Source organism: Roseitranquillus sediminis, assembly GCF_016918935.1.
In the GTDB taxonomy this organism is placed as follows: Bacteria; Pseudomonadota; Alphaproteobacteria; order Rhodobacterales; family Rhodobacteraceae; genus Roseitranquillus; species Roseitranquillus sediminis.
Genome location: NZ_JAFFOB010000016.1, coordinates 17,419 through 38,468, shown reverse-complemented (window position 1 = coordinate 38,468; position 21,050 = coordinate 17,419). Strand labels below are relative to the sequence as shown.

Sequence of the window (21,050 nt, the reverse complement as noted above, 5' to 3'; positions counted from 1 at the left end):
CATGAGCGAAGACACCAGCTGGCATTGGCAGCTCGACCTAAAGCTGCGGACCTGTCAGGGGAATGCCTTTCAGACCTTCATCGGCGATCTGATGGAAGCCCGCTTTGGCGACGACTTTGTCCGTGTGAAGCCCTACGGATCGCTTGGCGACAAGGGTTGCGACGGCTACCGGCAGTCGGACGGTGCCGTCTTTGCCTGCTACGGCGCACAGAACGGAGCAGCCGGCTCTGTCTCTCAGCTTCTGGGCAAGATGGACGACGATCTCTCCAAGGCCAAAGAGCACCTGGGCACGCTCATGAAGAGCTGGCACATGACCCACAACGTCGTCGAGGGCCTGCCGGTTGAGGCGGTCATGAAGCACAAGAGTATTTCCGACGCCAATCCTGAGCTTCCGGTGTTTCTTTTCGGTCCACCGAAGATCAGAGAACTTATGGGCCAACTCTCCGAAGCGGACCGGACGAGATTCATCGGACCGGTCGCCCGAAACAGCGACTATCAGCACCTTCAACTCGGCGAGGTGCGGGACCTGGTCACCGCCCTCATCGTTGCCGTCGATTCTACGGATCTTCCGCCCGGTGATATCGTGCCGGTCTCACCGGAGAAGCTCGACTTCAATAATTTATCCGGCTCTTCCCGGCAGCTCCTGCGTGCTGGACGGATCAACGCTTCGCATATCGGGACCTACTTCAACGCGCATCCCGACCCAATGCGCGGCGAAACCGTCGCCGGCGTGTTCAGAAACCGCTACGCCGAACTCAGAGCGCAGGCGCTTGCGCCCGACACCATCCTGTCGGAGCTGTACCGCTTTATCGCGGGACCGGGTGACGTTCCTATTCCGCGCCATGTGGCGGCTACTAGCCTTCTTTCCTACCTGTTCGAGAGCTGCGACATCTTCGAGAACGCTGCCGCCGCGGAGGCCGCGGAATGATCCTGCCCGCCAAACATCTGCCCCCCGAGCGGTGCATCTCCGGGATCGGGGCGGTCATCATTGCGCAGCTGGATGAGGCCCAAAGCGTCTCGGAAACCTGGGTGCGGACGTCTCGGGCTTTCGGCGGGCAACCCATCACCTTTGACTGGTTTGTTCTGGCGTTGTCGTGGCTCTATGCGGCCAAGGCCATCGACTATGACAACAGGGGCTTGCTCACTCGGGAAGCCCGGCCGTGATACTTTCGGTCACGAGCTCGTTGCCGAAGTTCAAAAGCCTCACCTTTCACGAGGGGCTGAATATCTTGCTGGCCGACACCACAGATGCGGCAGCCGCTGGCAACACACGCAACAGCGCCGGCAAAACGAGCTTTGTGCAGATCGTTGACTTCCTGTTGGGATCGTCGGCGGGAACTGACTCGCTGTTTCGCTCGGCGGAGTTGGTGGAGGTCGAATTCACAGGCGTTTTTCAGGTCCGCGATCGGCGGGTGACTGTCACCCGGTCCGGCAAAGAGCACGGGAAGCTTTTCCTGCAGGGAGAGCATGGGCTGCCGGACGATCTGGTGAAAACAGATAAGGAGACGGAGCGGCCGTATTTGTCCAACAGCGACTGGTGCAGATATCTGGGCCATGCGTGGTTCGGCCTGCCCGCGGAGAAAAAGGCCGGGGACTTCGGCAGGAAAAACGCGCCGACCTTCCGCCCGATGATGAAGTACTTTCTGCGTCTCGACAGTGACGGCGGCTTCAATCACCCGGAGAGGAACTCCGAGACTCAGCAGAGATCGTCCTATCAGGTCTGCCTGTCATACATGTTCGGCCTCGAGTGGCGGATCGCGCGCGAGCTGCAGGATGTGCGCGACAAGGAGAAGACGTTGGAGGCCCTGCGGAGAGCAGCGAGCACCTCAACCGTTTCAGAGGTAGTGGGAACCGTCGCACAGCTGCGGCCACAGCTCGCGCTGGCGGAACGCAGAGCGCGCGCCAAGCGTGAAGAGATAAACAATTTCGAGGTCATGGAGACGTATCGGGATACCGCCGAACAGGCCTCCCGGCTTCGCGTCAGATTGCAGGACATCACCCGTCAACAGGTGACGCTGAGGGAAACACTGGGATTTCTGCAGCAGGCGCTTGAGGCGGAGCGACCCGCCTATATGGTCGATGTCGCCGCCATGTACCACGCCAGCGGGGTAGAGCTGCCGGATGTGGCGCTGCGCAGGTTCGAGGATGTTGAGGCTTTCCAGCGTTCGGTGACCGCCAATAGGCGCATTCATCTGCAGTCCGAGATCGAGCAGACACAGCGCGAGATCAGCATATCAGAAGATGATCTGCAGGAGGCAAGCAGGCAGCGTCGTGAGCTCCTCACATCGCTTGAGGGCAAGGGTGCCTTCGAGGACCTGGTTGCGTTGCAGAGGGAATCAGCGGCTCTTGAGGCGGAACTCGCTGTTCTCAGACAGAAATACGAGGCGGCGGAAGCGCTCGAGAGCAGCAAGGCGGAGCTGAAGGTGGGTCGTATCGAGATACAGAGACGGCTTCAGGCCGACTATGCCACGCACCGCGCACGGCTTGATGATCTTATCGTGCGCATCGCCGAACTTATCGGAGAGCTGTACATCAACAGGGAGGGATACTTTGAGGTCAGCGCCACCGATAACGGCCCTGAATTCTCGATCCGTATAGAGGGCGACCGCGGGACTGGCATCCGCAGCATGGAAATCTTCTGCATGGATATCGCGCTATATGAGAGTGTGCGCGATAGGTTCGGCGGTCCTCAGTTTCTGATCCACGATAGTCATCTTTTCGACGGCGTTGATGCCCGGCAGATCTCCGCCGCTCTGCAGATCGGCCGGAGATCCGTCGGAACAGAAGGCCAGTACATCGTCACCATGAATTCTGATATTTACGAGACTCTTCCGTTTCCGAAAGACTTCGAGACTGCGAACATCGTTCTGCCGACAAGACTCTCTGATGATAAAGAAGACAGCGGGCTGTTCGGCTTCAGGTTCGGTTAGCCGCTGCTGGCGCAATGCAAGCGCAGCATGATCGCCGGCGTCATACGGTCGGTTCATCCCGCCAAAGCCGGCATCCAGACCTCCAGCACGCCGCGCCGTCCCTCGCGTCGTCCGACCTGCACGACGAGGTCGACCGTCGCCCGGGCGTAGTCGATCACGTCCGCGCGGGTCTGGTTCAGGCCGGCCCGCAGGACCATCATCGCCATACGCTCGAGGGCGAGGACGGGGCTATCGGCGTGGATCGTGCTGATCGAGCCCGGATGGCCGGTGTTGATCGCCTCGAGGAAGTTGAACGCCTCCGAGCCCCGTATCTCGCCCAGGATCAGCCGGTCGGGCCGCATCCTGAGCGCACTCTCCAGGAGCCGCGCCGGTGTGCGTTCGGAATCGGTGCGGCGATCCGCGACGAGCGCCACGCTGTTCGCGTGTGGCAGATGCAGCTCCGGCGCGTCCTCGATCGTCACCATCCGTTCTTCAGGATGGGTGAGCGAGAGGACCGCGCGCGCGAGCGTCGTCTTGCCCGAAGACGTGCCGCCCGAGATCAGCAGGTTGAGCCGGGCGTCCACGGCCTGCCGGAACAGCTCGGGAAGTTTCCCCGCCTTCGCCAGCCCGGCGAGCGTGGTGAGGCGCGCGCGACGCTCGCCCTCGATGTTGATTTCCCGGCCCGCGACAAAGCCGATCTCGTCCACGTCGAGGATGCGCGAGACGTACTTGCGGATCGAGACAGAGACGCCGGCTTCGATAGCCGGCGGCACGATGACCTGAACCCGCATCGACTGCCCGAAGACGCGTACGCGCCCGGAGACGATGGGGTGCTTCGGCCCGAGCTGGTTGCCCGACTCGCCGGCCAGGTGCGTGCCGAGCATCCTGAGCCGGGCAGCCGGCATGGCGCCGTCCCAGCGGGTCATGTGCAGTGCGGTGGCATGCTCCACCCACACCTGGCCGTCGGGGTTGATCGCGACCTCGTTCACGTCGTCCGACGCGAGGAGCTGGCGGAGCGGGCCGAGTCCCTGCTCGGCATGGCTCGCGGGAACGTCGATGACGCTCAAAACACCAGGTCCCGGTTTACGAAGACCGTGATTGCGGTGCCCTGCTCGACGTAGATCACCGGCGGGGCGGAGAGATAGTCGCCCATGACGCCCTGCGCCGAAGTCTCCAGATCGCCTCCGAGGTCCTCGGCAACATCCTGGCCGGTCGCGCCGGTCTCCGAGGGCACTACGACCTCCGGCGCTGTGCCGATCAGCGAAATCAGCGCGGCTGAGCCGAAGCGCTGGCGGAAGCGGCCGTCGACGAAGCCTTCCTGACCGGACCGGCCGAGCGTGTCGGCGCCGTAGCCGCCGATCTCGACGCTGACGCCATCGGGCGTGACCGCGCGGCTCCAGGCAAGCTGCACCCGGCCCTGCACCACCGAGACGTCCGAGTTGTAGCTGCCGAGCAGTCTGGTGCCGCGCGGCAGGAGCACGGTCGAGCCGTCATAGGACCAGACGTCGTCGCTGATGACGGCCCGTATCACGCCGGGAAGCTCGGTCGAGATCGCAGTCTCAAGCGTTGCCCGAAGCACCGTGCCTTGCACGACCGTCCGGTCCGGCGCGGCGATCGCGGTGGCCCGCACCCTATCGTAGCTTTGCGTGCTGGCCGAGGCGATGAATGCCTCGTTGCCCGTCAGCTGGCGGCGCGCACCGCTGCCGCCAGCGCCTTGCGGCTCGCCGGTGATGGAGCCCCCGGCGTCGAGCACGATGCCGTCGGACATGATCTGCGCCTCGCGGATCTCCGCGCGTCGGGCGCGTTCCTCCTCGAGCCGCCGCCGCGCTTCGGCCTCCGCCTCGCTCTCGCCCAGGTCCGCGATGCCCGCGGTGACCGGACGCGCCGCGAGGGCGTCCTGCAGCTCGCGCTGGTGGCGTTCCTCGAGGCTCGCGCGCTCGCGGTCGAACTGCTCCTGCAGCGTCGCCGCCTGCTCGGCGAGAAGCGCCCGCAGCTCCTCGGCGCTCTGCCCCTTCGCGGCGCGCAGCGCCTCGATCTCGCGCTCGAGCGCGGCAATGCGGTCCGGATCGGCATCGTCCTCCGCGGGCGGCAGCACGATCGTCGGGTCGGTCGTCACCACCTCCACCGGCTCGGTCGTCGGTTCGAACATGAGGTCGGAAGCAGGCGTGGACGGCTCCTGCATGTCCTCCGACTCCGAGGCGCCCGCGGTGAAGAGGCGCTTCACCTCGCCAGGCGCAAGGATCAGAACGGCGACGGCGGCGAAGGCAACGAGGAGAAGGGCGCCCGTCAGCATCCGCACGACCGGGTTGGCCGAGCGGCCTTCGAGACGCGCCCGGCGCTGGCTGACCGGATCGATGTGGCGGGATCCCGTGTCGGTCTGATCGCTCATTTGAACACACCTCCCCCTTGGAGCGGTGTGGCGCTCCGGCCCCCGCGGACTGCGCGCACCACGCGCCCATGCGCGATGCAGAGCTCCTCGTCGCCGATCCTGAGCGTCCAGCGCTCAGAGACCCTGTCGACCACACTCGCGTTCTCGTCATGCGTGACGTTGACGACGCTCTCCCGACCGCTGGCGTCGGCGGCAAAGATCGCCGGCCGGCGCGCGCCTTCGGGGAACACGAAGAAGGTCTGCCGCCCGTCGTCGTAGACCTGGATCGGCCGGATCGAGGCGGCCTTGCCGGCCGCATGGTAGTCGTAGTCCCGCGGACGGAGCGCGCGCTCCGCCGCCTTGCGCCGGCGCGCGGCCTCCTCCTCGGGATAGGTGAAGCTCACCCGGTAGTTCAGGTTCGGCGAGCCGACCTGGCCCTGCCGCGCGCGGAGTTCGAAGGTGTAGGCGCGGCGGTCGGTGTAGACCGTCATGTTGGTGTAGGCGCCGTCGATCAGCGGCTTGATCGAGAGCACATCGCCGCGGTTGAGGCGGACGATCTGCCAGCTCTCGCTGTCGCCGACCTGCACCGACTCGATGTTCTCGCCCGCGGCGAACTCGATCGCGGTGATGAAGCGGAGGTAGGTGTCGAGACGGTAGACCTCGTGCTCGTCGTAGACGTAGCTGCGGATGCGCGGGTCCTCGGGGAAGGGCCGGGGCTTCGTCTCGGCCGCGGCGGTCGTGACGGAGGCGAGCAGCGCCAGGGCGAAGACGGCAGGGGCGGGACGCATCTCAGTTCTCCCTCGGTGCCAGGGTTTCGGCGTCGACGCGGTAGCCGGTCACGGTGAAACCCAGAGGGTTGTGCCAGACCTGCTCGAGGTTGCGCTCGATGCGGGGCCGGAACTCGAAGCCGACGGTCGCCACGAAGTCGCGCTCGACGGGCTCGAGGCCGGGGCGCTCCATGCGGCGGGTGAAGCGCACCTGGGCGGTGTCCGCGTCGAGCACCGAGACCGACCGCACCCGGACGGTGATCAGCGTGTCGCGGCCGTAGAGGTCGGGCGGGTAGGTCTCCGCGCCCGAGGTCCAGAGGGTGCGCAACGAGTCCTGCGCCTGGCCTTCGGACATGGCGTTGACGCGTGGGATGCGCTCGGCATTGTCGGTCGCGTCGTAGGTTTCGCGGTCGGTGATGTAGCGCACGAGCTCCGCCTCACGCACGGCCTCCTGATCGGTGAGGTTGGTCGGGCGCACGGCCACGACCTGCTCGGCCTCGCCGGTGGTGCGGTCGACCATGACCACGTAGGGCCTGACCTCCTTGAGCGGCAGGATCGCGGCGAGGGTTCCGATCGCGCCGAGGGCGACGACGAGGCTCGAGCCGGCGAGCCAGCCGAAGAGCGTGCGCTGGCGGCGCAGCGAGAAGAACACCTCGTCCTCGAAAGCGGCGGCCGCGGTTGGACGATGCTGGGCCATTCAGGCGGACTCCTTCTTCTTCCGCGGTCGTGGGATCGCGGCGCACATGGTCGGTGGCTCTGGCTCTAGTCGGCTTTGCGCGGTCGCATCGTCGGTGCGGCAGTCGGCGTCTCGGCGGCGGCGGGCGAAGTTGTCGTACGTCGCGTGGCGCGGGTGGTGGCATTCTCGCGCGCCTGCACCCGCTGTCCGGCATTGGCGGCGGCGAAGCGGTCGAACGCGCCTGCCTGCTCGCCGCGCTCCGCCGAGTGGCGGGCGTGCTTCATCGCGAAGCGCTTTCGCGCCCCGTAGGAGGCCTGGAGGTCGGCAATCATCGCGTGGCTCGCGGACTGACCCGTGCCGCTCGCGGCGCGGGCGGCGCCGACCGCGGAGATCGCCGCCGCGACATGCGGCGCTGCGAGCTTACTGACGCCGCCCGCCACCGAGGCGCCGGCGCCTGCGCCGCCCCGCGCCATCGCGACCCCGTTCGCCGTAGCGACGATGGTGCCGGCAAGGCCATTCACGAGCGTCGGCACCTGGATCATCAGAAAGATGGCTGCGGCCCCGACGATGATGAAGCCAGCGGCACCGGAGAGCTCAGTCGCGTTGGCAGCCTGTGAGGTCATGTTCGAGCCGATGCCGATGATGGCGCCCATCACCCCGGCGAGGACGAGCGGGATCAGGGCGAAGCCGAGCGTGAAACGGACCCAGCTTTCGAAGAGGTTGCCGGTCGCCTTGAACATCAGCGTCGGGATGAAGACCGGCGCGAGCGAGACCGCCATGGCGAGGCCGACCTTGGCGAGCGAGGAGATGATGATGGCCGCCACCGCCATCAGGCCGCCGATGATCCAGACAACGACAGAGGTCATGCTGATCGTGAAGAAGCCAGATTCGTCCGCGAGCTTGTCGGAGAAGGCGAAGAGCTCGCTGATCATCAGGTCGAAGGCGACGTTGAGGTTCGGAGCCATGGTCGCACCCATGAGTTCCGCGCCGATCGCGCCCGGCGTGTTGGTGAGGATGTCGTAGATCGGCTGGAACTGTGCCCAGCTCGTCGCAACAGCGGTGACGATCACGTAGCGCACGCCCCAGCGCATGTACTCGCTCACCCGGATCGGCACCCATTGCAGCAGGGTGTTAAGGGCGATGAAGATTAGCCCCACAAGACCCATGAGCTGCAGCGTGGTGGCGATCGGCCCAGCGACGGTCGCGAAAACAGACTCCGCGTATCCGGCTATGGCAGCGTCTAGCTTTGCGAGTGTATCTTGAACGAAAGTAGCCACGCGATTGAGCTCCGGTCTACTCGACAGCGCCGACGCTGCGGCAGTAGTTTAGTGCTGCCCCGTATCCATCGTCGGCAGTCTGTAGCTCGAGGTAGTGGGGTCGCAGCTCGGTGTTCGACATGCCGAAGAACTCGTCGGGGACCATGGCCTCGATCGCGTCCCAGTCGCGCCGGTCGTCGAGGCAACTGATTTCGTAGGGCTCGCCGGTGGCGAACGCTTCGCATTGCTGCCGGATATGTGTGGCGTCCCATCGATCGCGGTACTCTTCCAGGATGCGTTGGATGCCAAGGTTCGGTGCCCGAGCAGCGATCTCGTCCTGATCGAGATCCATCTGATCTTCGCAGTGCCAAGACCGCTCAGCTGCCAGGGCACCCGCGCCGGGGGTCACAGCCAGCACAGTCGCTAAGATCGTCACTCGTCTCATCCGTCATCTCCTGCTCGCATAAATGTGCGCTGCGCCGCCCGGTCGCGGGCGTCCGAGAGCGCGTCGGTGCCGACGACGTTGGCCGTCGCCGCCTGGATGCGCAGGCTCTCATTGAGGAGCACAGCGACCTCGGCCAACATCCGCGTGTTGTAGTCGACGCTCGCCTTGAGATCGACGTTGTCGTCGATTTTCCCGATCAGCGTGTTGACCCGCTCCATTGAGGCGTTCGCCCGGGCATAGGTGTCCTCGGCCGTTGCCACCGCCGCCATGCCCGATCCGGCCTGGGTGGCGAGCGCCCGGTCCTGCGGCAAGGACGAGGACAGGAAGGTGTTGACGTCGGCAAGGCCGAAGGTGGTCTTCAGCTCGTCTATGCGGCCGGTAATCGCGCCGGCGTTGCCGGGAATGGCGACACCCGTCATCGCGCCGTCCATGATCGCGGAGAGGCTATCGGCCGCCCGGCGCTCCGCCTGCTCGGCAGGACCATTCAGGATGCCGCCGATCCCCTTCGGCCCGGTGATGCTCTCGAGCTGGCTGCGCAGGTTGTCGAGCTGCGCGATCTGGTTCTCGTAGTCCCGCCGCATCTGCTCGAGCTGCTGGATATACTGCGCGATCGCGGTCGTATCGATCACCGGCACGCCCTGGGCGAACGCGGCGGGGGCAAGCCCTAGGGTCAGGGACAACGCGAGCGCCGTCCGGCTGGGCATGCGGATCATACCACCGCCTCCTCGGTGTTGATGGGTTGCCAGTCGCACGCGCAGGGCGACGTGCGGTCGGTGTACGTGGCGCAGCCGCCGAGAAGAGCGACAAGCGCCAGCGCCAGTCCGAGCCTGCGGTTCATCCAGCCTCCTTCCATTCGGGCGCGTCGCCACGCCACTCCGCCTTCGCGCGGTCGTCGCCGGCCAGGACGCCGAGCAGCGGGCCGAGCGCGCTGAGGTCGAGATCGACGATCGCGCTTGCGTCGCCACTCCGGACGAGCGCCAGGCGGCTGCCGGCGGGCGACATGGACGCGAACGCGGCCTCGGCGTCGGTGAGCCCAAGCGGCGCCAGCTCGGCATCCGAGTTCCGCGCATTCGGAAACAGGATCTGCGTGGCGACGCTTTCGAGGATCGAGCCCCCGGCGCGGCTCTCGGTGATATGGCTCACGCGCTGGGTCAGCATGACGACCGCGACGTTCTTCTTGCGCATCGTCAGCATCCAGTCCTTGAGGCGGGCCTCGAAGTACGGGTCGTCGAGGAGCTTCCACGCCTCGTCGAGGACGAGGAGCGTCGGCCGGCCGTCCTCGACGGTGCGCTCGACACGGCGAAAGACGTAGGAGAGCCACGCCGTCCGCACCGCCGGGCTGTCGAAGATTTCGGTCAGGTCGAAGGCCGTGATCGCATTGGCGAAGCGCAGCGGGTCCTCGCCAGCCCCCGAGAACAGCCAGCCGTACTGACCCTCCGCATCCCACTGCGCCATCCGCGTGTAGAGATCGCTGTCGTCGTCGAGGGCAACGAGCTGCGCCCGGAAGTGCGCAAGCGTCTGCAGGCTGGGTGCGGCATCGGCATTGGCCTGCGCCGCATGGGCCAGCGCCTCGGCCTGGACGGCGGAGAGAGCGCCGGCATCGCCGCCAAGGAGCGCGCCGAGCCAATCGGTGAGCCAGGCCGTTCCGCGGGCGTCGGCCTCGGCGCGAAACGGGTTGAAGCCCGTCCGCTCACCCATGTGGACGGCGGAATAGCTGCCGCCGAATGCCCGGATCGCCGGCTCGAGTCCGCGATCCTTGTCGAAAGCGATGATCCGTGGCTCGACCCGCTGCGCCTGGGCGAGCAGGAAGGCCGTGCCGATCGTCTTGCCCGAGCCGGTGCGGCCGATGACAAGCGTGTGGCCGACCGTGCGTTCTCCCGGAGCGCCGGGCAGGTGGAAGTTGAAGCGATAGGGTTCGCCCGAGACCGTGGGCAGCGTGGTGATCGGCGCGTCCCAGGGCTCGGTGCCCGGCTCGAGGCCCCGGTCGCTCGCATGCAGTGCAGCGAAGTCGGCAAAGCAGGCCGACGAGATCATCGCCGCACGGGCCCGGTAGGCGAAGTTCCCTGGATGCTGCGCGAAATACGCCGTGCGCGCACCGATGTCCTCGCGGACCGCGACGCCGCCCGACCGCTGCACCTGCGTTCGGATCTCCGCCGCGAGCGCGTCGAGCTCGGCCTCGCTCTTCGCCACCACCATGGCCGTCGCCTGGTGGTGACCGAAGCTGATCCGTCCGGAGGCGAGGTCGTCGGCGGCCTGGACGAGATCGGCTTGCGCCGAGCGCGCCGCGTCGTCGGCGGCGCTCATCTGCCGGCTCGTCCGCTGCACGCGGGCGAGTGCCGGCACGAGCTCGATCGGGGTGAAGGAGTGCGTCACGACCATGTCGGCCGGCAGGTCGAGCCGGTCGAGGAAGCCGGGTGCGGTCTCCGTCGGGTACTTCTTGAGCGAGAACAGAGCGCCGAAGCGCATGTCGGCGGAGTCGAGGCCGAAGACGATGAAGGTCTCGCCGCGGAAATCCACCCGGCTGTCGGCGAGGAGGTTGGAGAGGGGCGTGAAGAATGCGCCTGGCGTCAGCGGCGCGTACTTGCCCGAGAGAGCCATGCGCAGCATCCCGAGCCAGCGGCCGTCGGTAAGGGTCAGGCGCTCCGGCCGCGTCGCCGCGAGCGCCTGCATGAGGTTGTCCATGACCTCGTTCAGCCGCGCTACACGGCGGTCGCGCTCGCGGTGGAGGTCCCGCTTTGAGCCGCCCGTGAGCTTCGTCCAGAGCCCGGTGAGGCGCGGCGGGCGAATGATCACGGTGACCATCGAGGCCCGGTCGCGCAGGCCGCTCTCGCGCAACGTGGCCTGCCACGTCCGGTCGATCTGCGCCGCGAAGCCGGTGCCCTCGACCGGCAGCATGGCGGGCTCGGTTCCGTGGGAGAGGCGATGGACGTAGAACGCGACATCCGCCGCGGCCTGGGCAATCGTGGCGGACATGGCGCGGGCGACGTCATCGACCAGCACCCGGTCGGCTGTCTGCGCCTCGACGCCGCGGACGATGAACGAAGCCATCACGTCGCCGTCGCGGAGCATCAGCACGTGGTCGCTGACGGCCGAAAGGTACGGGAGATGGGCGGCGAGCATGTGCTCGCGGGTGAGTCCCGCGGGCTCGACCGCCCTGCGGCCGAGACCTCGCTTCGTCTCAAGCACGGTAGACGATCCCGTGACCCCTGAACCAGCTCGGCGGTGGCGGGGTTCTGGAGAGCGCAACGAAGATCACGTCGATCAGCCGCGCATCGTGGGCCGCGAGCGCTCGCAGGGCGGCGTAGCCGATGATGGCGCTCGCCACGAACCAGAGCGCCGATAGCGTTGCGATGAAGCCGCCGACGACCAGCCCGAACAGCACCACAACGTAGGTCATGGGAAGGCCCGCGATGGAGACGGGCCTCGTGAGGGCCAGGAAGCACGGATTGCGCATCAGGCGATGCCGCCCAGGATGGTGCCGGCGCCGTAGAGGATGACGAGTCCGAGGCAGATCGAGAGGGCGAAGCCCCAGTTCATCCGCCCGGTGAGGAACATCAGGCCCACCCCAGCCAGCGCGACCAGACCGATGGCGCGGCCGGTGGTGCCGGTGAGCGCGGTGCCGAGCGTCGTGAAGAAGGTGTTGACCGGCGAGAGGTCCTGCGCGAGCGCCGGGGTCGCAAGGACGGCGAGCGCCAGCGCCATCAGGGCGGTGCGCCGTGCGGGATAGGTCAGTATTGCCATACCGAGGAGGTCCTTTGCTTGAGGGCAGGGAAGGGGACTGCGACCGGGACGACGCCCGCGGCCTCAGGGGCGGGCCTGACGCCAACGGCGGACGCGATTTTAGCGACGTAGGCTTGCGTCTCGCGGAAGGGGGGCACACCGCCGTACTCCACCACCCGGTGCGGGCCGGCGTTGTAGGCGGCGAGCGCGAGATGGACGTCGCCGAAGCGGGCGAGCTGCGTCGTGAGATAGCGCGCGGCGCCATCGAGGTTCTGCGCCGGGTCGAAGGCATCGGTGACGCCGAGCGCGCGGGCGGTGTCCGGCATCAGCTGCCCCAGCCCTTGTGCGCCCTTCGGAGAGACGGCGCGCGGATCGAAGGCGCTCTCGGCACGGATCAGCTCGACGAAAAGCCGGGCGAAGGTCAGCGCGTCGAGGCCGGCGCGGCGCGGGCCGTCGCCGCCGGCGTGGCGCAGGGCGACCTGTTCGGCGAGGTCGCGATAGCGCTTCCTCGATGCAGTCACCGGCGCGGGCGCCGCTGTGGTAGCCGGCCGCTCTGCGGCGGTCGTCGTGGGCGCCCCGTTGACGGAGACCCGGCCTCCCGGCCCATACTCGTAGACGGTCGCCTGAACGGATGCGGACGCCAGCGCGCCGGCAAGGCCCAGCGTCAGGATCATGGCAGAGAAACGCATCACCACGGTATCACGCGCGCCATCGCCGGCGTCAGGACGAAGACCGCCAGGAGCGTCAGCGCCGGGGGTACAGCGAGCGGCGTGACGAAGGCCGCGAGGAGGATCGTCAGGATCGTCCCGATGAACGTGAGCGGCACCCGCCGGACGAGGTATCCTCCGAGCAGAAACGTCAATGGCAGGAAACTCAGCCAGAGAAGCGCCCAACCGAGCGTCCAGGATCCCCACGGAACCGCGTGGAGATGGCTGAAGGCGATGGTCGCCCCGAAGTAGGGGACGAGTGCGACGTGGGCGGCGCGCACCTCGGGCGAGCTTTGGCGGTCCGGTGCTCCTGTCGTGCCGCCGCCGCTCCAGCGTCGACGGTGCTCCGCGATCGAGACGACGTTCGAGCGCGTCGCGGCGCTCGCGTCGCTATTCCTGGTCGACTGCGGCGTCAGCACCGAGCGAAAGGACGGGAACCACGACCTCGGTCGCGTCCGGGTAATGGCCCTGGTGGTCACTGATGAGGGCGTTCGCCACCTTGAGCCGCTTCGGCTCGCCGGTCCTTGCGATGTAGACCTGCATTGCGGTCCAATCCGGCCGGCGGACGTAGACGGTCCACTCGAGCTTTCCGCCGACGTCGATCGGCTTGTAGAGCAGATCGGCGCTGCCGACCTGCCCCAAATTCGGCATCCGGCGCAGATTTGCCGGTAGCGAGGCAGTGGAACGTACAAATCGCGTTCGCCATCCTTCGGGCTCATCGCATCGATGCGATAGGCGCTCTTGGCCTTGCTCATCGCCTGAAAGACCGCGCCCAGTCTGCATCGCTGATGCCGGGCCGGGCGAGGGCGTGATGACCCGCATGGCGCGCCGCGGCGGCGCCGATGACGGCGAGAAATTCGGCGCCCGGAAGGGGCCGGCGGCTACTTCTTTGCGAGCTTCCCGTCGCCTCCTGGCGGTGGACTGTCCACGCCGCCGAGGTCCGGATCGTCCCGTCCGCTCGGAACACCATCGCGTCGGACGTCGCGGGTCTCGATGGAAAAGTCGTCAAACAGGCACAGCGCGCGACCGTCGCCGAATTCGTGGTGATGCGCGACGAGCCCCGGCCAGAGCAGGAAGTAGCGCGGCTCCGCCCCCTTGAAGCTGCTGACCCGGCTCGCCACCAGCACGCATTCCTCGCCGTCCGGCAGGACATAGATGCAGCGATATCGAGGCGGCCTGCGGCCATAGCTGGCGCGCTCCATGAGCTCGTACCGCACCCGGAAGTCGACGCCCTTGGCTCGAAGGTCCTTGACGCCTTCCACCGTGATCAAGGACAGCGCCTTCTTCCGTTTCGGCACGAATGTCTCCTCCGCCAATGGAAGGAGACTTCCCGCGAAGTTCATCGCGCCTCAAGCACGTTGCTGTCAATATACTATTTTACACGCTGCAACTATCCGCGCAAAATGAGTCGCAGACTGGACGCGCATGATGGCATCTGTATTCTGTCGCGCATCGGTTGTGCCTCATGGAGACTGCCAGTGTCCCTCCGCAGAACCCGCCTTGCCGCCTCGGTAGCGACGACAGTCGCCCTGCCGCGGTACGCGCTTCTCCCAGTGACTGCGCCATCCTGCTCTGTCTCGCCGAAGGCTGGCCGCCCGTCGCCGAATGCATCGCGGCGGAGGCCGAGGTCATCCGACGGATCACCCCCTGGCGGATCGAGCCGCCGCTGCAGCTCTGGCGCCGCCGCATGAGAGAGCGGCAAACAGACCGGAGCGGCGAGACCCGCAGCAGGGATGCGACGCATGTCGATTCCTGTGACGACAGCGGACCGTTCGGCTGGCGCGACACTGACAGCACGGTTCTACCCGATTGGGCACCGCAGCGGCGCGGCTGCGCAGCGAGCGGCAATCGTCTCGTACGCGTGGTCGCAGTGAGATGGCAGGCCCACGACGGCACCACCGGCCACGAGGTCATCCAATACTAGAGCGGGACAAGCGCAGGCAGCGACGCCCGACCGCAAGCAGAAGAGGAGGCAGAACCCCCGGAAACAAGAACCCCCGCGTGGCGGCGGCCAACACGGGGGGTCTCGAGAAACCTCTCTAGCACTTTGGTTTCTAGGCCTTCCGATGAGCGCAATCAAGCGAAAACGCAGCTGTCTGCGAATGATATCGCTCGGCCTCATCGCCGCCTCGCGTCCGTCAGGAAGTGAGGAGACGTCATGGAAGCCCAACAACAGCACGTACCCGAAGCCCTCGGGAAATGGCAGGCGCTGCGCAGTGTGCGTGCGCTTCACCGCGAGCTCGGCCTGTCCGAGCGCGCCTGCCGCGCCCTCGAGATCATCGCCATGCCGACCCGGGACCAGGATTGGTCGAGCCCGGGCCGAAGCCCGATCTGCTACCGGCGCCAGCGCGCCATGGCCGAGGAGCTCGGCGTGTCTCCGCGCCAGTTCCATAACATTGAGCGCCAGCTTGAGCGCGCTGGCCTCATCGAGCGGCGGCTGACGCGGAACGGCTGGCGCGGCATCGCCGGCGGAAGGGCGCACGCCGGGATCTCAGGCCTGTCGCTTGCCCCGCTGATCCGGAGTGCCGGTGAATTCGCCGCCCGCGTCGCGAAACGTGCAGCCGAGCGCGAAGCATGCGCGGCGATCCGTGTCGAAATCCGTGTCACCTGGGGTCGGCTGGCGCGCCATCTCGTCAGCGATCCGCGAGCGCTCGCGCGGGCGAGTGAAATGCTGGCGCCGCCCAGAACCGAGGCGCTCGCCACCTGGACCCGCGACGCGCTCGATCGCAGGCTCACGGACCTGCAGGCGGCGCTGGCGGAAACGATGCCGACCGCGGATGCGGATGCGATTTCCGATGCGCCGGAAACGGACTTCCGGTGCCATACAAGAAATACAAACAAGCTCGAAAGAGTATCTTGTAGCGCAAGCACTTCACCGCCAATGGTGGATTGCCCCGCCGAGCCGCGCTTCACCTTCGCTCCCGCTGCTCCGAATTCATCGGCGCGGCGCGACGAGGGCGGGCCTGCGAAGCGCTCCACGGCAGCGCTCGCCGTTACGGTCGGCCTACTTCGGCAAATCGCGACACCGGAGCTCGACTTCTATCTCGAGGGCTTGGACTGCCGCAGTATCGCAGACGCCGAACGCGCCACCATGTTCCGCCTTCGCGAGCTGGAAATCAGTACCTCCACCTACGAGGCCGCACGCCGCGAACTGGGCGCCGCTGCCGCCGTGCTCGCGATCGCAGTCATCGACCGCAACAGGTCCCATCCAAAGACACCGGTCCGATATCCCGGTCGCGTTCTGCACGCGATGACCGATCGCTGCCGGCACGGAGCCCTCGATCTTGCCGCGAGCGTCCACGCGATCTTCGGCAGAAGACCTGGGCGCAGGCCCATACAAAGCGGCAGTTCAAGGGAAACTGGGCATTACGATGCAAGCTCGTCCATGCAGCGATAGCGGACGCTCCGCCGCTGCCATGGCCAAAGCCAGAGGTCGTAGACATCGATCGACTGATCGGCGTCGTCGATCCGGTACCGCGTACCGACAACGCGACCCTCCCGGACAAGATGTCCGATGGGTCGCGCGAAGCACCATGAACGTGGTCCTGTCATCTGGCCGACTCCTCTGCGAGGCCGATGTCGGCAGGCACCGATACCACCTCGATTGCATCGCTCTTCTTCCGAGGGCCGCGAGCGTCTGATGAGCAACGCATCCCCTGTCCCACGCCTGCCCGTTGATGGCGGGCGAAATCACGGTAGATTACGAAGTTGCGCGAAACAGAACGAAGCGGAGGTCTGTAACGCCCTGATCAAGAACGGCAAATTCTATGCACCGCCGCCAGCCGACGAGCGCGATTTCAAGGACCTGTTCAAGCGGGCAGCGGCAGCAGGCGTGGGTCGGCCTGTCGACAAGTCCGGTTTTCCTTCGGGCCCGTGGACGCCTGAGCGCCTGGCGGAGGCTATCTCCCAGATCGATGCCAACCGGTCCGGGATCGAGTTGCGGACAGTCCAGCTTTGGTTTCAGGACAACGAGAAGGGCATCAGCTCCGACAACATTCGCTGGCTGGCGAGAATATTCGGATGCGATGACCCGGAAGCGACAGGCGAATGGCAGGCGGAGCTGAGTGCGTCGCAGTCACGGTTGACGGCCAAGCGACGGCAGAGACGCCGAACTTCGGACGGCGTCGCCGGGGGACCGCCTCAAGCCGAACGGCCGGCGCCTTCCGATGAGGGGATGGCACCCCCGGCCGAGACTCCACAACAGCAGGACACAGAGGAGTCCGGGAGAGGATTCAGCATCGCGCAGAGGTCCGAGGCTTTCTTCAGCCGCGGGTCTCTTTTGGACCTGCCCGCCTCCGTCTTTGCGGGCGCCGTCGCACTTCAGTTCTTGTCCTACTTCCTCGGCATCCACAGCGTCACGTACGTGCGCGAGGACGGCGCCATCAAGCAGGTGGGGTTCCTCTGGGCTCCCAACTGGACCCTTCTGTTCATGATCTTCATGCCCCTCTTTCTGGCCTTCGCGGTTGAGCTCCTGGCGTTCTGGAGAGATGAGGGTCGCCCCAGGCTGCTGACCGCCGTCGGCAGCGTCGAGACGGCCGATGGTTGGGCCCGCAAAGTAGAAGCTTCGTCGTACACCTACTGGGCGGTCTTCCTGATCTGCGTCGGTTTCGCTGGTCTCTTCCAGTGGATCAGCGTCAGGTTGATCCCCTTGCTGAGCGGCAACAACGACTATGCGGTCGACTGGGGCTCGCTGACGCTCGTCCAGCCTGACGCCATTTCCATACCACAATCAATCGCGTTTACCGGCGTTGCCTATTTGTACATGTGCCTGTGCTTTTATCTTTTCTTTGCAGGGCTCATCTTGCTCTTCACGGTAGTGCACGACCTCTATGACATCGAGCGACTCTCGGACCACCGCAGTGTAGATTCTCAAGCTCACGCCGCTGAAGTCGGCCACCGGATCATGCGCGGCATCTTTCGATGCACTTTGTCCGGAATTCTGATCGCGATATGCATGAAGCTCCAGGCCTTCTACGTGACGACCGACGACAAGACCATTCTGCACTGGCTGGTCAGCGATGCGCTGACCGTCCTGGCGGGAGCGGATCATGAGACCGATCGGGCCAACTACAGTATGCCGACGCACTACACGAGCCTCCTAACCGCACTGGCGAGCTGTATTCCCTTTCTCTATGGCTCCGTCCGGATACGCCGCGGAGGCCGGTTTTCCTCATCTCATAGAAGGATGACGCTCGCCGTGGCATTACTTGTCGCCGGCTATCTCCTCATCGGCGCGTTTCCGGGCTTCGCGATTTTTCTGGGCGTCGCCGTCCTGATAGGGACTTACGGACTATTCGATCCGGCGTTTTCGGCGCGGTCAGCCAGTGAGCCAGGAGACGATCGAAATGTATCATAAATGGCTTGATCGGTGGGACGAGCGACGGGCGCAGCTCGGCGATGCGGTGAAGGAAGTGACCGGGTTCGCCATCGATGCGCACCTCGCGTTTCCAGAGGCGACAAAGGAAGCGGGACTCGGCGAGCTTTGCGCGCGTGCGGACAGGGCCCTCAGGGATCCGATCTTTTTCGAAGACGAGGATGCGTCCGATCTGGAGCTTGGACGGGACGGCGGATGGATCAGCTTCCCGTCGAGTGTTGCGACCGATGTGGAAGAGAATAATCTTGTTTGGGCGCGGGTGACAGAAAGGCGACCGTCCGACCACGCACTCGTGGTCTTCCACCATTGGAACGCAACCTCTCGCAACCCTCAGATGGCGAAATTCCTCTCGCGCCGTGGCATCACAGTGGTCGAGATCGCCATGCCCTATCATTTCGAGCGTAGCCGCCCCGGCTCTTCGCACGCCGACTACATGCTCGGTCCGAACCTCGGCCGAACCATCCAGTCCCTGCGGCAGGCTGTCCTGGATGGCCGAAAGCTTATTCGTGGACTGAGGAATGACGGCTATGGTGAGATTTCGGTTCTCGGTATGAGCCTGGGGTCCTGGGTTGCGGGTCTGGTAGTTGCACATGAGCCTGCTGTGCAAAAGGCTTCCCTGTTTCTCACGGCCGGAAGCCTCGCTGACATGGTCTGGACCGGCCGTGCCACACAACATATACGCGCCAGCCTCGAAGATAAAATCGATCTGGCCGACCTTCGGAGGGCCTGGGCTCCGCTCAACCTGGAGAACTACGCCGACAGACTGGCGCGGCGTGGTCTAGATCTTCAGGTGGTGTATGCCAAGAGAGATACGGTGGTGGCCCCGGCACTAACAAAGCAGCTGATAGCGAAGCTAGAAAATGCCGGGGCGGAGCTGTGGGTCCTGGAGCTGAACTGCGGGCATTACTCTCTTTCGCTACCCCCATATATTATTTGGGCCGGTTGGAGCTTGCAGCGGTTTCTAAGCCGCGGCCATAGAGCCGTTTCCACCTGCTCATAGCAATGCTCGACAGCGTTCACCAGCTTGGCGTTCGTTGTAACAATATTGGCCATTCTGTTCAGCGCTCGACGGCCGAGACCGGTAGACCGGACGTCGAGCGAAGCGCAAACCTGATCGCTATTCGATCAGGTTCTGCAGCGATATCGGAGCACTGACCGCTGTCCGGCCGCCACGCGTCGACAGGGCAGGGGACCGCTTTTCGCTTCCGCACGGAACAGAATTCGCGCAAACTGTTCACCGTGAGCGAGATGCGCCTCCACGATGCCGCCGGCAACCGGCTCTATCTGAACGCCGAGGAACGCGCCGCCTTCCTGGCCGCCGCCCGACGCCATGGCGGCCGGGACCGCACGCTCTGCGAGACGCTGCACTATACCGGCTGCCGGCGGTCGGAGCTTCTCGAGATCACGCCGGCCCGGGTCGACCTTTCCGGCGGCACGATCGCGATCCGCAGCCTGAAGAAGCGGCGCGACGCCACCGGTACCGCGCGGATCGTCTACCGGAGCGTGCCAGTGCCGCCAGATTGTCTCGACACGCTCGACACCGCGCATGACCTCCGCAAGGTACAAAGTTTCGCGCAAGCGGGCGAACGAGCCGCTCTGGCCGATCGGCCGCGTGCGGGTCTGGCAGATCGTGAAGCGGATCATGATCGAGGCAGGGATCCTTGACGCCCCGCAGCGCAGCCCGAAGGGCCTGCGGCACGGCTTCGGGATCAACGCGTCCGTGACCGGCGTGCCCCTCAACATGCTGCAGAAATGGATGGGAGGACGGCGATCTACGCCGACGCGATCGGCAAAGAGGAGCAGGACATCGCCGCCAGGATGTGGAGGTAGGTCATGCATCTGACGAAAACGATTTTGGATGCCAATCTCGCGCGGTTCTACCGGATGGAGATCGTGCCCGGACTCTTCGGCGACTGGGGCCGGGTGCGCGAGTGGGGGCGGATCGGAAGCCCGGGGCAGGTCAGGACCGACTGGTTCGGCAGCGAAGCCGAGGCCAGGGATGCCCGCTTCGCGCTGCACATGACGAAGGCCAAGCGCGGGTACGAATAGGCACGCCGCCCACCGCGGCGTCGAAGACTCCAAGGATCACACGAGCCCCTCCAAGTCCTGGCCGCCATAGGCGAGACGCAGGATGTCACGCGGCCCTCGTCCACCGTGAAGGTGATCGTTACACGTCGCTCGAAGCCCGCGATGCGTAGGCCCGGGCGCAGATCGTCGCGTCGGTGGCCGCGCTCGGGGGCGTGGGCGTAGCCGCGCAGGTGGTCCCCGAGGCGCTACGGCCGGCAAGGCCCGTTCGGAAATCCAGTCATAGAGTTCTTCGAGGTCCGCCTGCGCTTCCGGGGAGAGAACGACCTCGTAGATCCTCACGCGCGCCCTGTGCCGCGACCGTCCTGCTCTTCCTCGAGCCGCGCCGCATGGCGCGTTCGCAGTACGTCCATCGCCGACTCCAGCGGTACGGCGCGGCCGGGGTCGTCGCGCATGGCGTCGTAGACAGGGACGACGTCACGCTCGAGCCACCGGTCCACCGCCGCCTCGCGTTCACGCAGCGCGCGCAACCCGGCGCGCACCACTTCCGAGGTGGAGGCAAACGCGCCGGAGGCGACGAGACTGTCGATGTAGGCGGTTTGATCGTCAGGCAGACTGACGGTGCGCTTGGCCGTCATCAGTGGCCTCCTTCTGCGGTAGGGCGATGTCATACCTCAGGACAGGTCGCCCGACCAGCGAGTCTTCCATCACCTGGCCACAAACCTCCCAGAACGTCGGGAGTTCTGGGCGGGGGTTCTGACCTACCGTAAGAGCTTGATCTCACGAGCGCTGTTCAGAGCGGC

24 protein-coding genes are annotated in these 21,050 nt (G+C 65.8%); 8 read left to right on the top strand and 16 right to left on the bottom strand.

Annotated features, from left to right (window positions below; genetic code table 11):
- Window position 1: 1 nt before the first annotated feature.
- From JM664_RS11215 to JM664_RS18875, 3 genes are read left to right on the top strand one after another with little or no spacing between them, the layout of a single operon-like run.
- The gene (locus tag JM664_RS11215; protein ID WP_227420017.1) at window positions 2-928 is read left to right on the top strand and encodes an ABC-three component system protein; all 927 of its coding nucleotides are present in this window, start codon (window positions 2-4) and stop codon (window positions 926-928) included.
- Complete coding sequence (locus JM664_RS11210) at window positions 925-1,164, top strand: ABC-three component system middle component 6 (protein ID WP_227420016.1); 240 nt, start codon at window positions 925-927, stop codon at window positions 1,162-1,164. Before JM664_RS11215 ends, JM664_RS11210 begins: the two co-directional genes overlap by 4 nt.
- Window positions 1,161-2,930, top strand: a complete 1,770-nt coding sequence (locus JM664_RS18875) for an ABC-three component system protein (protein WP_227420015.1) — start codon at window positions 1,161-1,163, stop codon at window positions 2,928-2,930. The genes JM664_RS11210 and JM664_RS18875 overlap by 4 nt, the downstream gene beginning before the upstream one ends.
- A 53-nt stretch (window positions 2,931-2,983) precedes the next feature.
- Here JM664_RS18875 and virB11 read toward each other — a convergent pair whose 3' ends face one another.
- The 15 genes from virB11 to JM664_RS11135 all read right to left on the bottom strand — a co-directional run bounded on the left by virB11 (window position 2,984) and on the right by JM664_RS11135 (window position 14,146).
- Window positions 2,984-3,976 carry a P-type DNA transfer ATPase VirB11 gene (gene virB11 / locus JM664_RS11200; RefSeq protein WP_227420014.1) on the bottom strand — a complete coding sequence of 331 codons (993 nt, stop codon included), beginning with the start codon at window positions 3,974-3,976 and terminating at the stop codon, window positions 2,984-2,986.
- Window positions 3,973-5,298 carry a TrbI/VirB10 family protein gene (locus JM664_RS11195; protein ID WP_227420013.1) on the bottom strand — a complete coding sequence of 442 codons (1,326 nt, stop codon included), beginning with the start codon at window positions 5,296-5,298 and terminating at the stop codon, window positions 3,973-3,975. The genes virB11 and JM664_RS11195 overlap by 4 nt, the downstream gene beginning before the upstream one ends.
- On the bottom strand, window positions 5,295-6,065 hold the full coding sequence (locus tag JM664_RS11190; RefSeq protein WP_227420012.1) for a TrbG/VirB9 family P-type conjugative transfer protein: 771 nt from the start codon (window positions 6,063-6,065) through the stop codon (window positions 5,295-5,297). The genes JM664_RS11195 and JM664_RS11190 overlap by 4 nt, the downstream gene beginning before the upstream one ends.
- A gap of 1 nt (window position 6,066) precedes the next feature.
- A complete protein-coding gene (locus JM664_RS11185; protein ID WP_227420011.1) occupies window positions 6,067-6,741 on the bottom strand; it encodes a virB8 family protein in 675 nt (224 codons plus the stop codon).
- A gap of 65 nt (window positions 6,742-6,806) precedes the next feature.
- Window positions 6,807-7,886 (bottom strand): type IV secretion system protein, encoded by a 1,080-nt coding sequence (locus tag JM664_RS11180; protein WP_227420010.1) that lies wholly within the window; start codon window positions 7,884-7,886, stop codon window positions 6,807-6,809.
- 127 nt (window positions 7,887-8,013) lie between these two features.
- Window positions 8,014-8,328 (bottom strand): hypothetical protein, encoded by a 315-nt coding sequence (locus JM664_RS11175; RefSeq protein ID WP_227420009.1) that lies wholly within the window; start codon window positions 8,326-8,328, stop codon window positions 8,014-8,016.
- Between the two features lie 89 nt (window positions 8,329-8,417).
- Window positions 8,418-9,134: a type IV secretion system protein gene (locus JM664_RS11170; RefSeq protein WP_227420008.1), complete on the bottom strand. Its 717-nt coding sequence runs from the start codon at window positions 9,132-9,134 to the stop codon at window positions 8,418-8,420.
- Window positions 9,131-9,259: a hypothetical protein gene (locus tag JM664_RS18720; RefSeq protein WP_264465656.1), complete on the bottom strand. Its 129-nt coding sequence runs from the start codon at window positions 9,257-9,259 to the stop codon at window positions 9,131-9,133. Before JM664_RS18720 ends, JM664_RS11170 begins: the two co-directional genes overlap by 4 nt.
- The gene (locus tag JM664_RS11165; protein WP_227420007.1) at window positions 9,256-11,607 is read right to left on the bottom strand and encodes a VirB4 family type IV secretion/conjugal transfer ATPase; all 2,352 of its coding nucleotides are present in this window, start codon (window positions 11,605-11,607) and stop codon (window positions 9,256-9,258) included. The genes JM664_RS18720 and JM664_RS11165 overlap by 4 nt, the downstream gene beginning before the upstream one ends.
- Complete coding sequence (locus tag JM664_RS11160) at window positions 11,600-11,875, bottom strand: VirB3 family type IV secretion system protein (protein ID WP_227420006.1); 276 nt, start codon at window positions 11,873-11,875, stop codon at window positions 11,600-11,602. The genes JM664_RS11165 and JM664_RS11160 overlap by 8 nt, the downstream gene beginning before the upstream one ends.
- Window positions 11,875-12,162 (bottom strand): TrbC/VirB2 family protein, encoded by a 288-nt coding sequence (locus JM664_RS11155; RefSeq protein ID WP_227420005.1) that lies wholly within the window; start codon window positions 12,160-12,162, stop codon window positions 11,875-11,877. Before JM664_RS11155 ends, JM664_RS11160 begins: the two co-directional genes overlap by 1 nt.
- A complete protein-coding gene (locus JM664_RS11150; RefSeq protein WP_227420004.1) occupies window positions 12,150-12,830 on the bottom strand; it encodes a lytic transglycosylase domain-containing protein in 681 nt (226 codons plus the stop codon). The genes JM664_RS11155 and JM664_RS11150 overlap by 13 nt, the downstream gene beginning before the upstream one ends.
- Complete coding sequence (locus JM664_RS11145; RefSeq protein ID WP_227420003.1) at window positions 12,830-13,267, bottom strand: hypothetical protein; 438 nt, start codon at window positions 13,265-13,267, stop codon at window positions 12,830-12,832. Before JM664_RS11145 ends, JM664_RS11150 begins: the two co-directional genes overlap by 1 nt.
- Entirely contained in the window at window positions 13,239-13,499 is a 261-nt protein-coding gene (locus JM664_RS11140) for a hypothetical protein (RefSeq protein ID WP_227420002.1), read from the bottom strand. The genes JM664_RS11145 and JM664_RS11140 overlap by 29 nt, the downstream gene beginning before the upstream one ends.
- 230 nt (window positions 13,500-13,729) lie before the next feature.
- The gene (locus tag JM664_RS11135) at window positions 13,730-14,146 is read right to left on the bottom strand and encodes a hypothetical protein (protein ID WP_227420001.1); all 417 of its coding nucleotides are present in this window, start codon (window positions 14,144-14,146) and stop codon (window positions 13,730-13,732) included.
- An 860-nt stretch (window positions 14,147-15,006) separates the two neighbouring features.
- On the opposite strand from JM664_RS11135, the gene repC reads away from it, so the two are divergent.
- From repC to JM664_RS11105, 5 genes are all read left to right on the top strand, one after another.
- A complete protein-coding gene (gene repC / locus JM664_RS11125; RefSeq protein WP_227420000.1) occupies window positions 15,007-16,245 on the top strand; it encodes a replication initiation protein RepC in 1,239 nt (412 codons plus the stop codon).
- A 243-nt stretch (window positions 16,246-16,488) separates the two neighbouring features.
- Window positions 16,489-18,204 (top strand): RcgA family putative transporter, encoded by a 1,716-nt coding sequence (locus JM664_RS11120; RefSeq protein WP_227419999.1) that lies wholly within the window; start codon window positions 16,489-16,491, stop codon window positions 18,202-18,204.
- The gene (locus tag JM664_RS11115) at window positions 18,173-19,222 is read left to right on the top strand and encodes an RcgR family putative quorum lactone hydrolase (RefSeq protein ID WP_227419998.1); all 1,050 of its coding nucleotides are present in this window, start codon (window positions 18,173-18,175) and stop codon (window positions 19,220-19,222) included. Before JM664_RS11120 ends, JM664_RS11115 begins: the two co-directional genes overlap by 32 nt.
- 239 nt (window positions 19,223-19,461) lie before the next feature.
- The gene (locus JM664_RS11110) at window positions 19,462-19,887 is read left to right on the top strand and encodes a tyrosine-type recombinase/integrase (RefSeq protein ID WP_406675794.1); all 426 of its coding nucleotides are present in this window, start codon (window positions 19,462-19,464) and stop codon (window positions 19,885-19,887) included.
- Between the two features lie 168 nt (window positions 19,888-20,055).
- The gene (locus tag JM664_RS11105) at window positions 20,056-20,271 is read left to right on the top strand and encodes a WGR domain-containing protein (protein ID WP_227419997.1); all 216 of its coding nucleotides are present in this window, start codon (window positions 20,056-20,058) and stop codon (window positions 20,269-20,271) included.
- A 314-nt stretch (window positions 20,272-20,585) separates the two neighbouring features.
- On the opposite strand, the gene JM664_RS11100 is transcribed toward JM664_RS11105, so the two are convergent.
- A complete protein-coding gene (locus JM664_RS11100) occupies window positions 20,586-20,885 on the bottom strand; it encodes a type II toxin-antitoxin system ParD family antitoxin (RefSeq protein WP_227419996.1) in 300 nt (99 codons plus the stop codon).
- Window positions 20,886-21,050: the final 165 nt, after the last annotated feature.

What these genes read in the sequence shown, in the direction of transcription:
- JM664_RS11150 (WP_227420004.1), bottom strand. Translation starts at nt 12,830, where the DNA reads ATGCGTTTCTCTGCCATGATCCTGACGCTGGGCCTTGCCGGCGCGCTG.
- JM664_RS11210 (WP_227420016.1), top strand. Translation starts at nt 925, where the DNA reads ATGATCCTGCCCGCCAAACATCTGCCCCCCGAGCGGTGCATCTCCGGG.
- JM664_RS11105 (WP_227419997.1), top strand. Translation starts at nt 20,056, where the DNA reads ATGCATCTGACGAAAACGATTTTGGATGCCAATCTCGCGCGGTTCTAC.
- JM664_RS11185 (WP_227420011.1), bottom strand. Translation starts at nt 6,741, where the DNA reads ATGGCCCAGCATCGTCCAACCGCGGCCGCCGCTTTCGAGGACGAGGTG.
- JM664_RS11215 (WP_227420017.1), top strand. Translation starts at nt 2, where the DNA reads ATGAGCGAAGACACCAGCTGGCATTGGCAGCTCGACCTAAAGCTGCGG.
- JM664_RS11170 (WP_227420008.1), bottom strand. Translation starts at nt 9,134, where the DNA reads ATGATCCGCATGCCCAGCCGGACGGCGCTCGCGTTGTCCCTGACCCTA.
- repC (WP_227420000.1), top strand. Translation starts at nt 15,007, where the DNA reads ATGGAAGCCCAACAACAGCACGTACCCGAAGCCCTCGGGAAATGGCAG.
- JM664_RS11140 (WP_227420002.1), bottom strand. Translation starts at nt 13,499, where the DNA reads ATGCCGAATTTGGGGCAGGTCGGCAGCGCCGATCTGCTCTACAAGCCG.
- JM664_RS11120 (WP_227419999.1), top strand. Translation starts at nt 16,489, where the DNA reads ATGAGCAACGCATCCCCTGTCCCACGCCTGCCCGTTGATGGCGGGCGA.
- JM664_RS11175 (WP_227420009.1), bottom strand. Translation starts at nt 8,328, where the DNA reads ATGGATCTCGATCAGGACGAGATCGCTGCTCGGGCACCGAACCTTGGC.
- JM664_RS11190 (WP_227420012.1), bottom strand. Translation starts at nt 6,065, where the DNA reads ATGCGTCCCGCCCCTGCCGTCTTCGCCCTGGCGCTGCTCGCCTCCGTC.
- JM664_RS11195 (WP_227420013.1), bottom strand. Translation starts at nt 5,298, where the DNA reads ATGAGCGATCAGACCGACACGGGATCCCGCCACATCGATCCGGTCAGC.
- JM664_RS11160 (WP_227420006.1), bottom strand. Translation starts at nt 11,875, where the DNA reads ATGCGCAATCCGTGCTTCCTGGCCCTCACGAGGCCCGTCTCCATCGCG.
- JM664_RS11155 (WP_227420005.1), bottom strand. Translation starts at nt 12,162, where the DNA reads ATGGCAATACTGACCTATCCCGCACGGCGCACCGCCCTGATGGCGCTG.
- JM664_RS18720 (WP_264465656.1), bottom strand. Translation starts at nt 9,259, where the DNA reads ATGAACCGCAGGCTCGGACTGGCGCTGGCGCTTGTCGCTCTTCTCGGC.
- JM664_RS11180 (WP_227420010.1), bottom strand. Translation starts at nt 7,886, where the DNA reads ATGGGTCTTGTGGGGCTAATCTTCATCGCCCTTAACACCCTGCTGCAA.
- JM664_RS11100 (WP_227419996.1), bottom strand. Translation starts at nt 20,885, where the DNA reads ATGACGGCCAAGCGCACCGTCAGTCTGCCTGACGATCAAACCGCCTAC.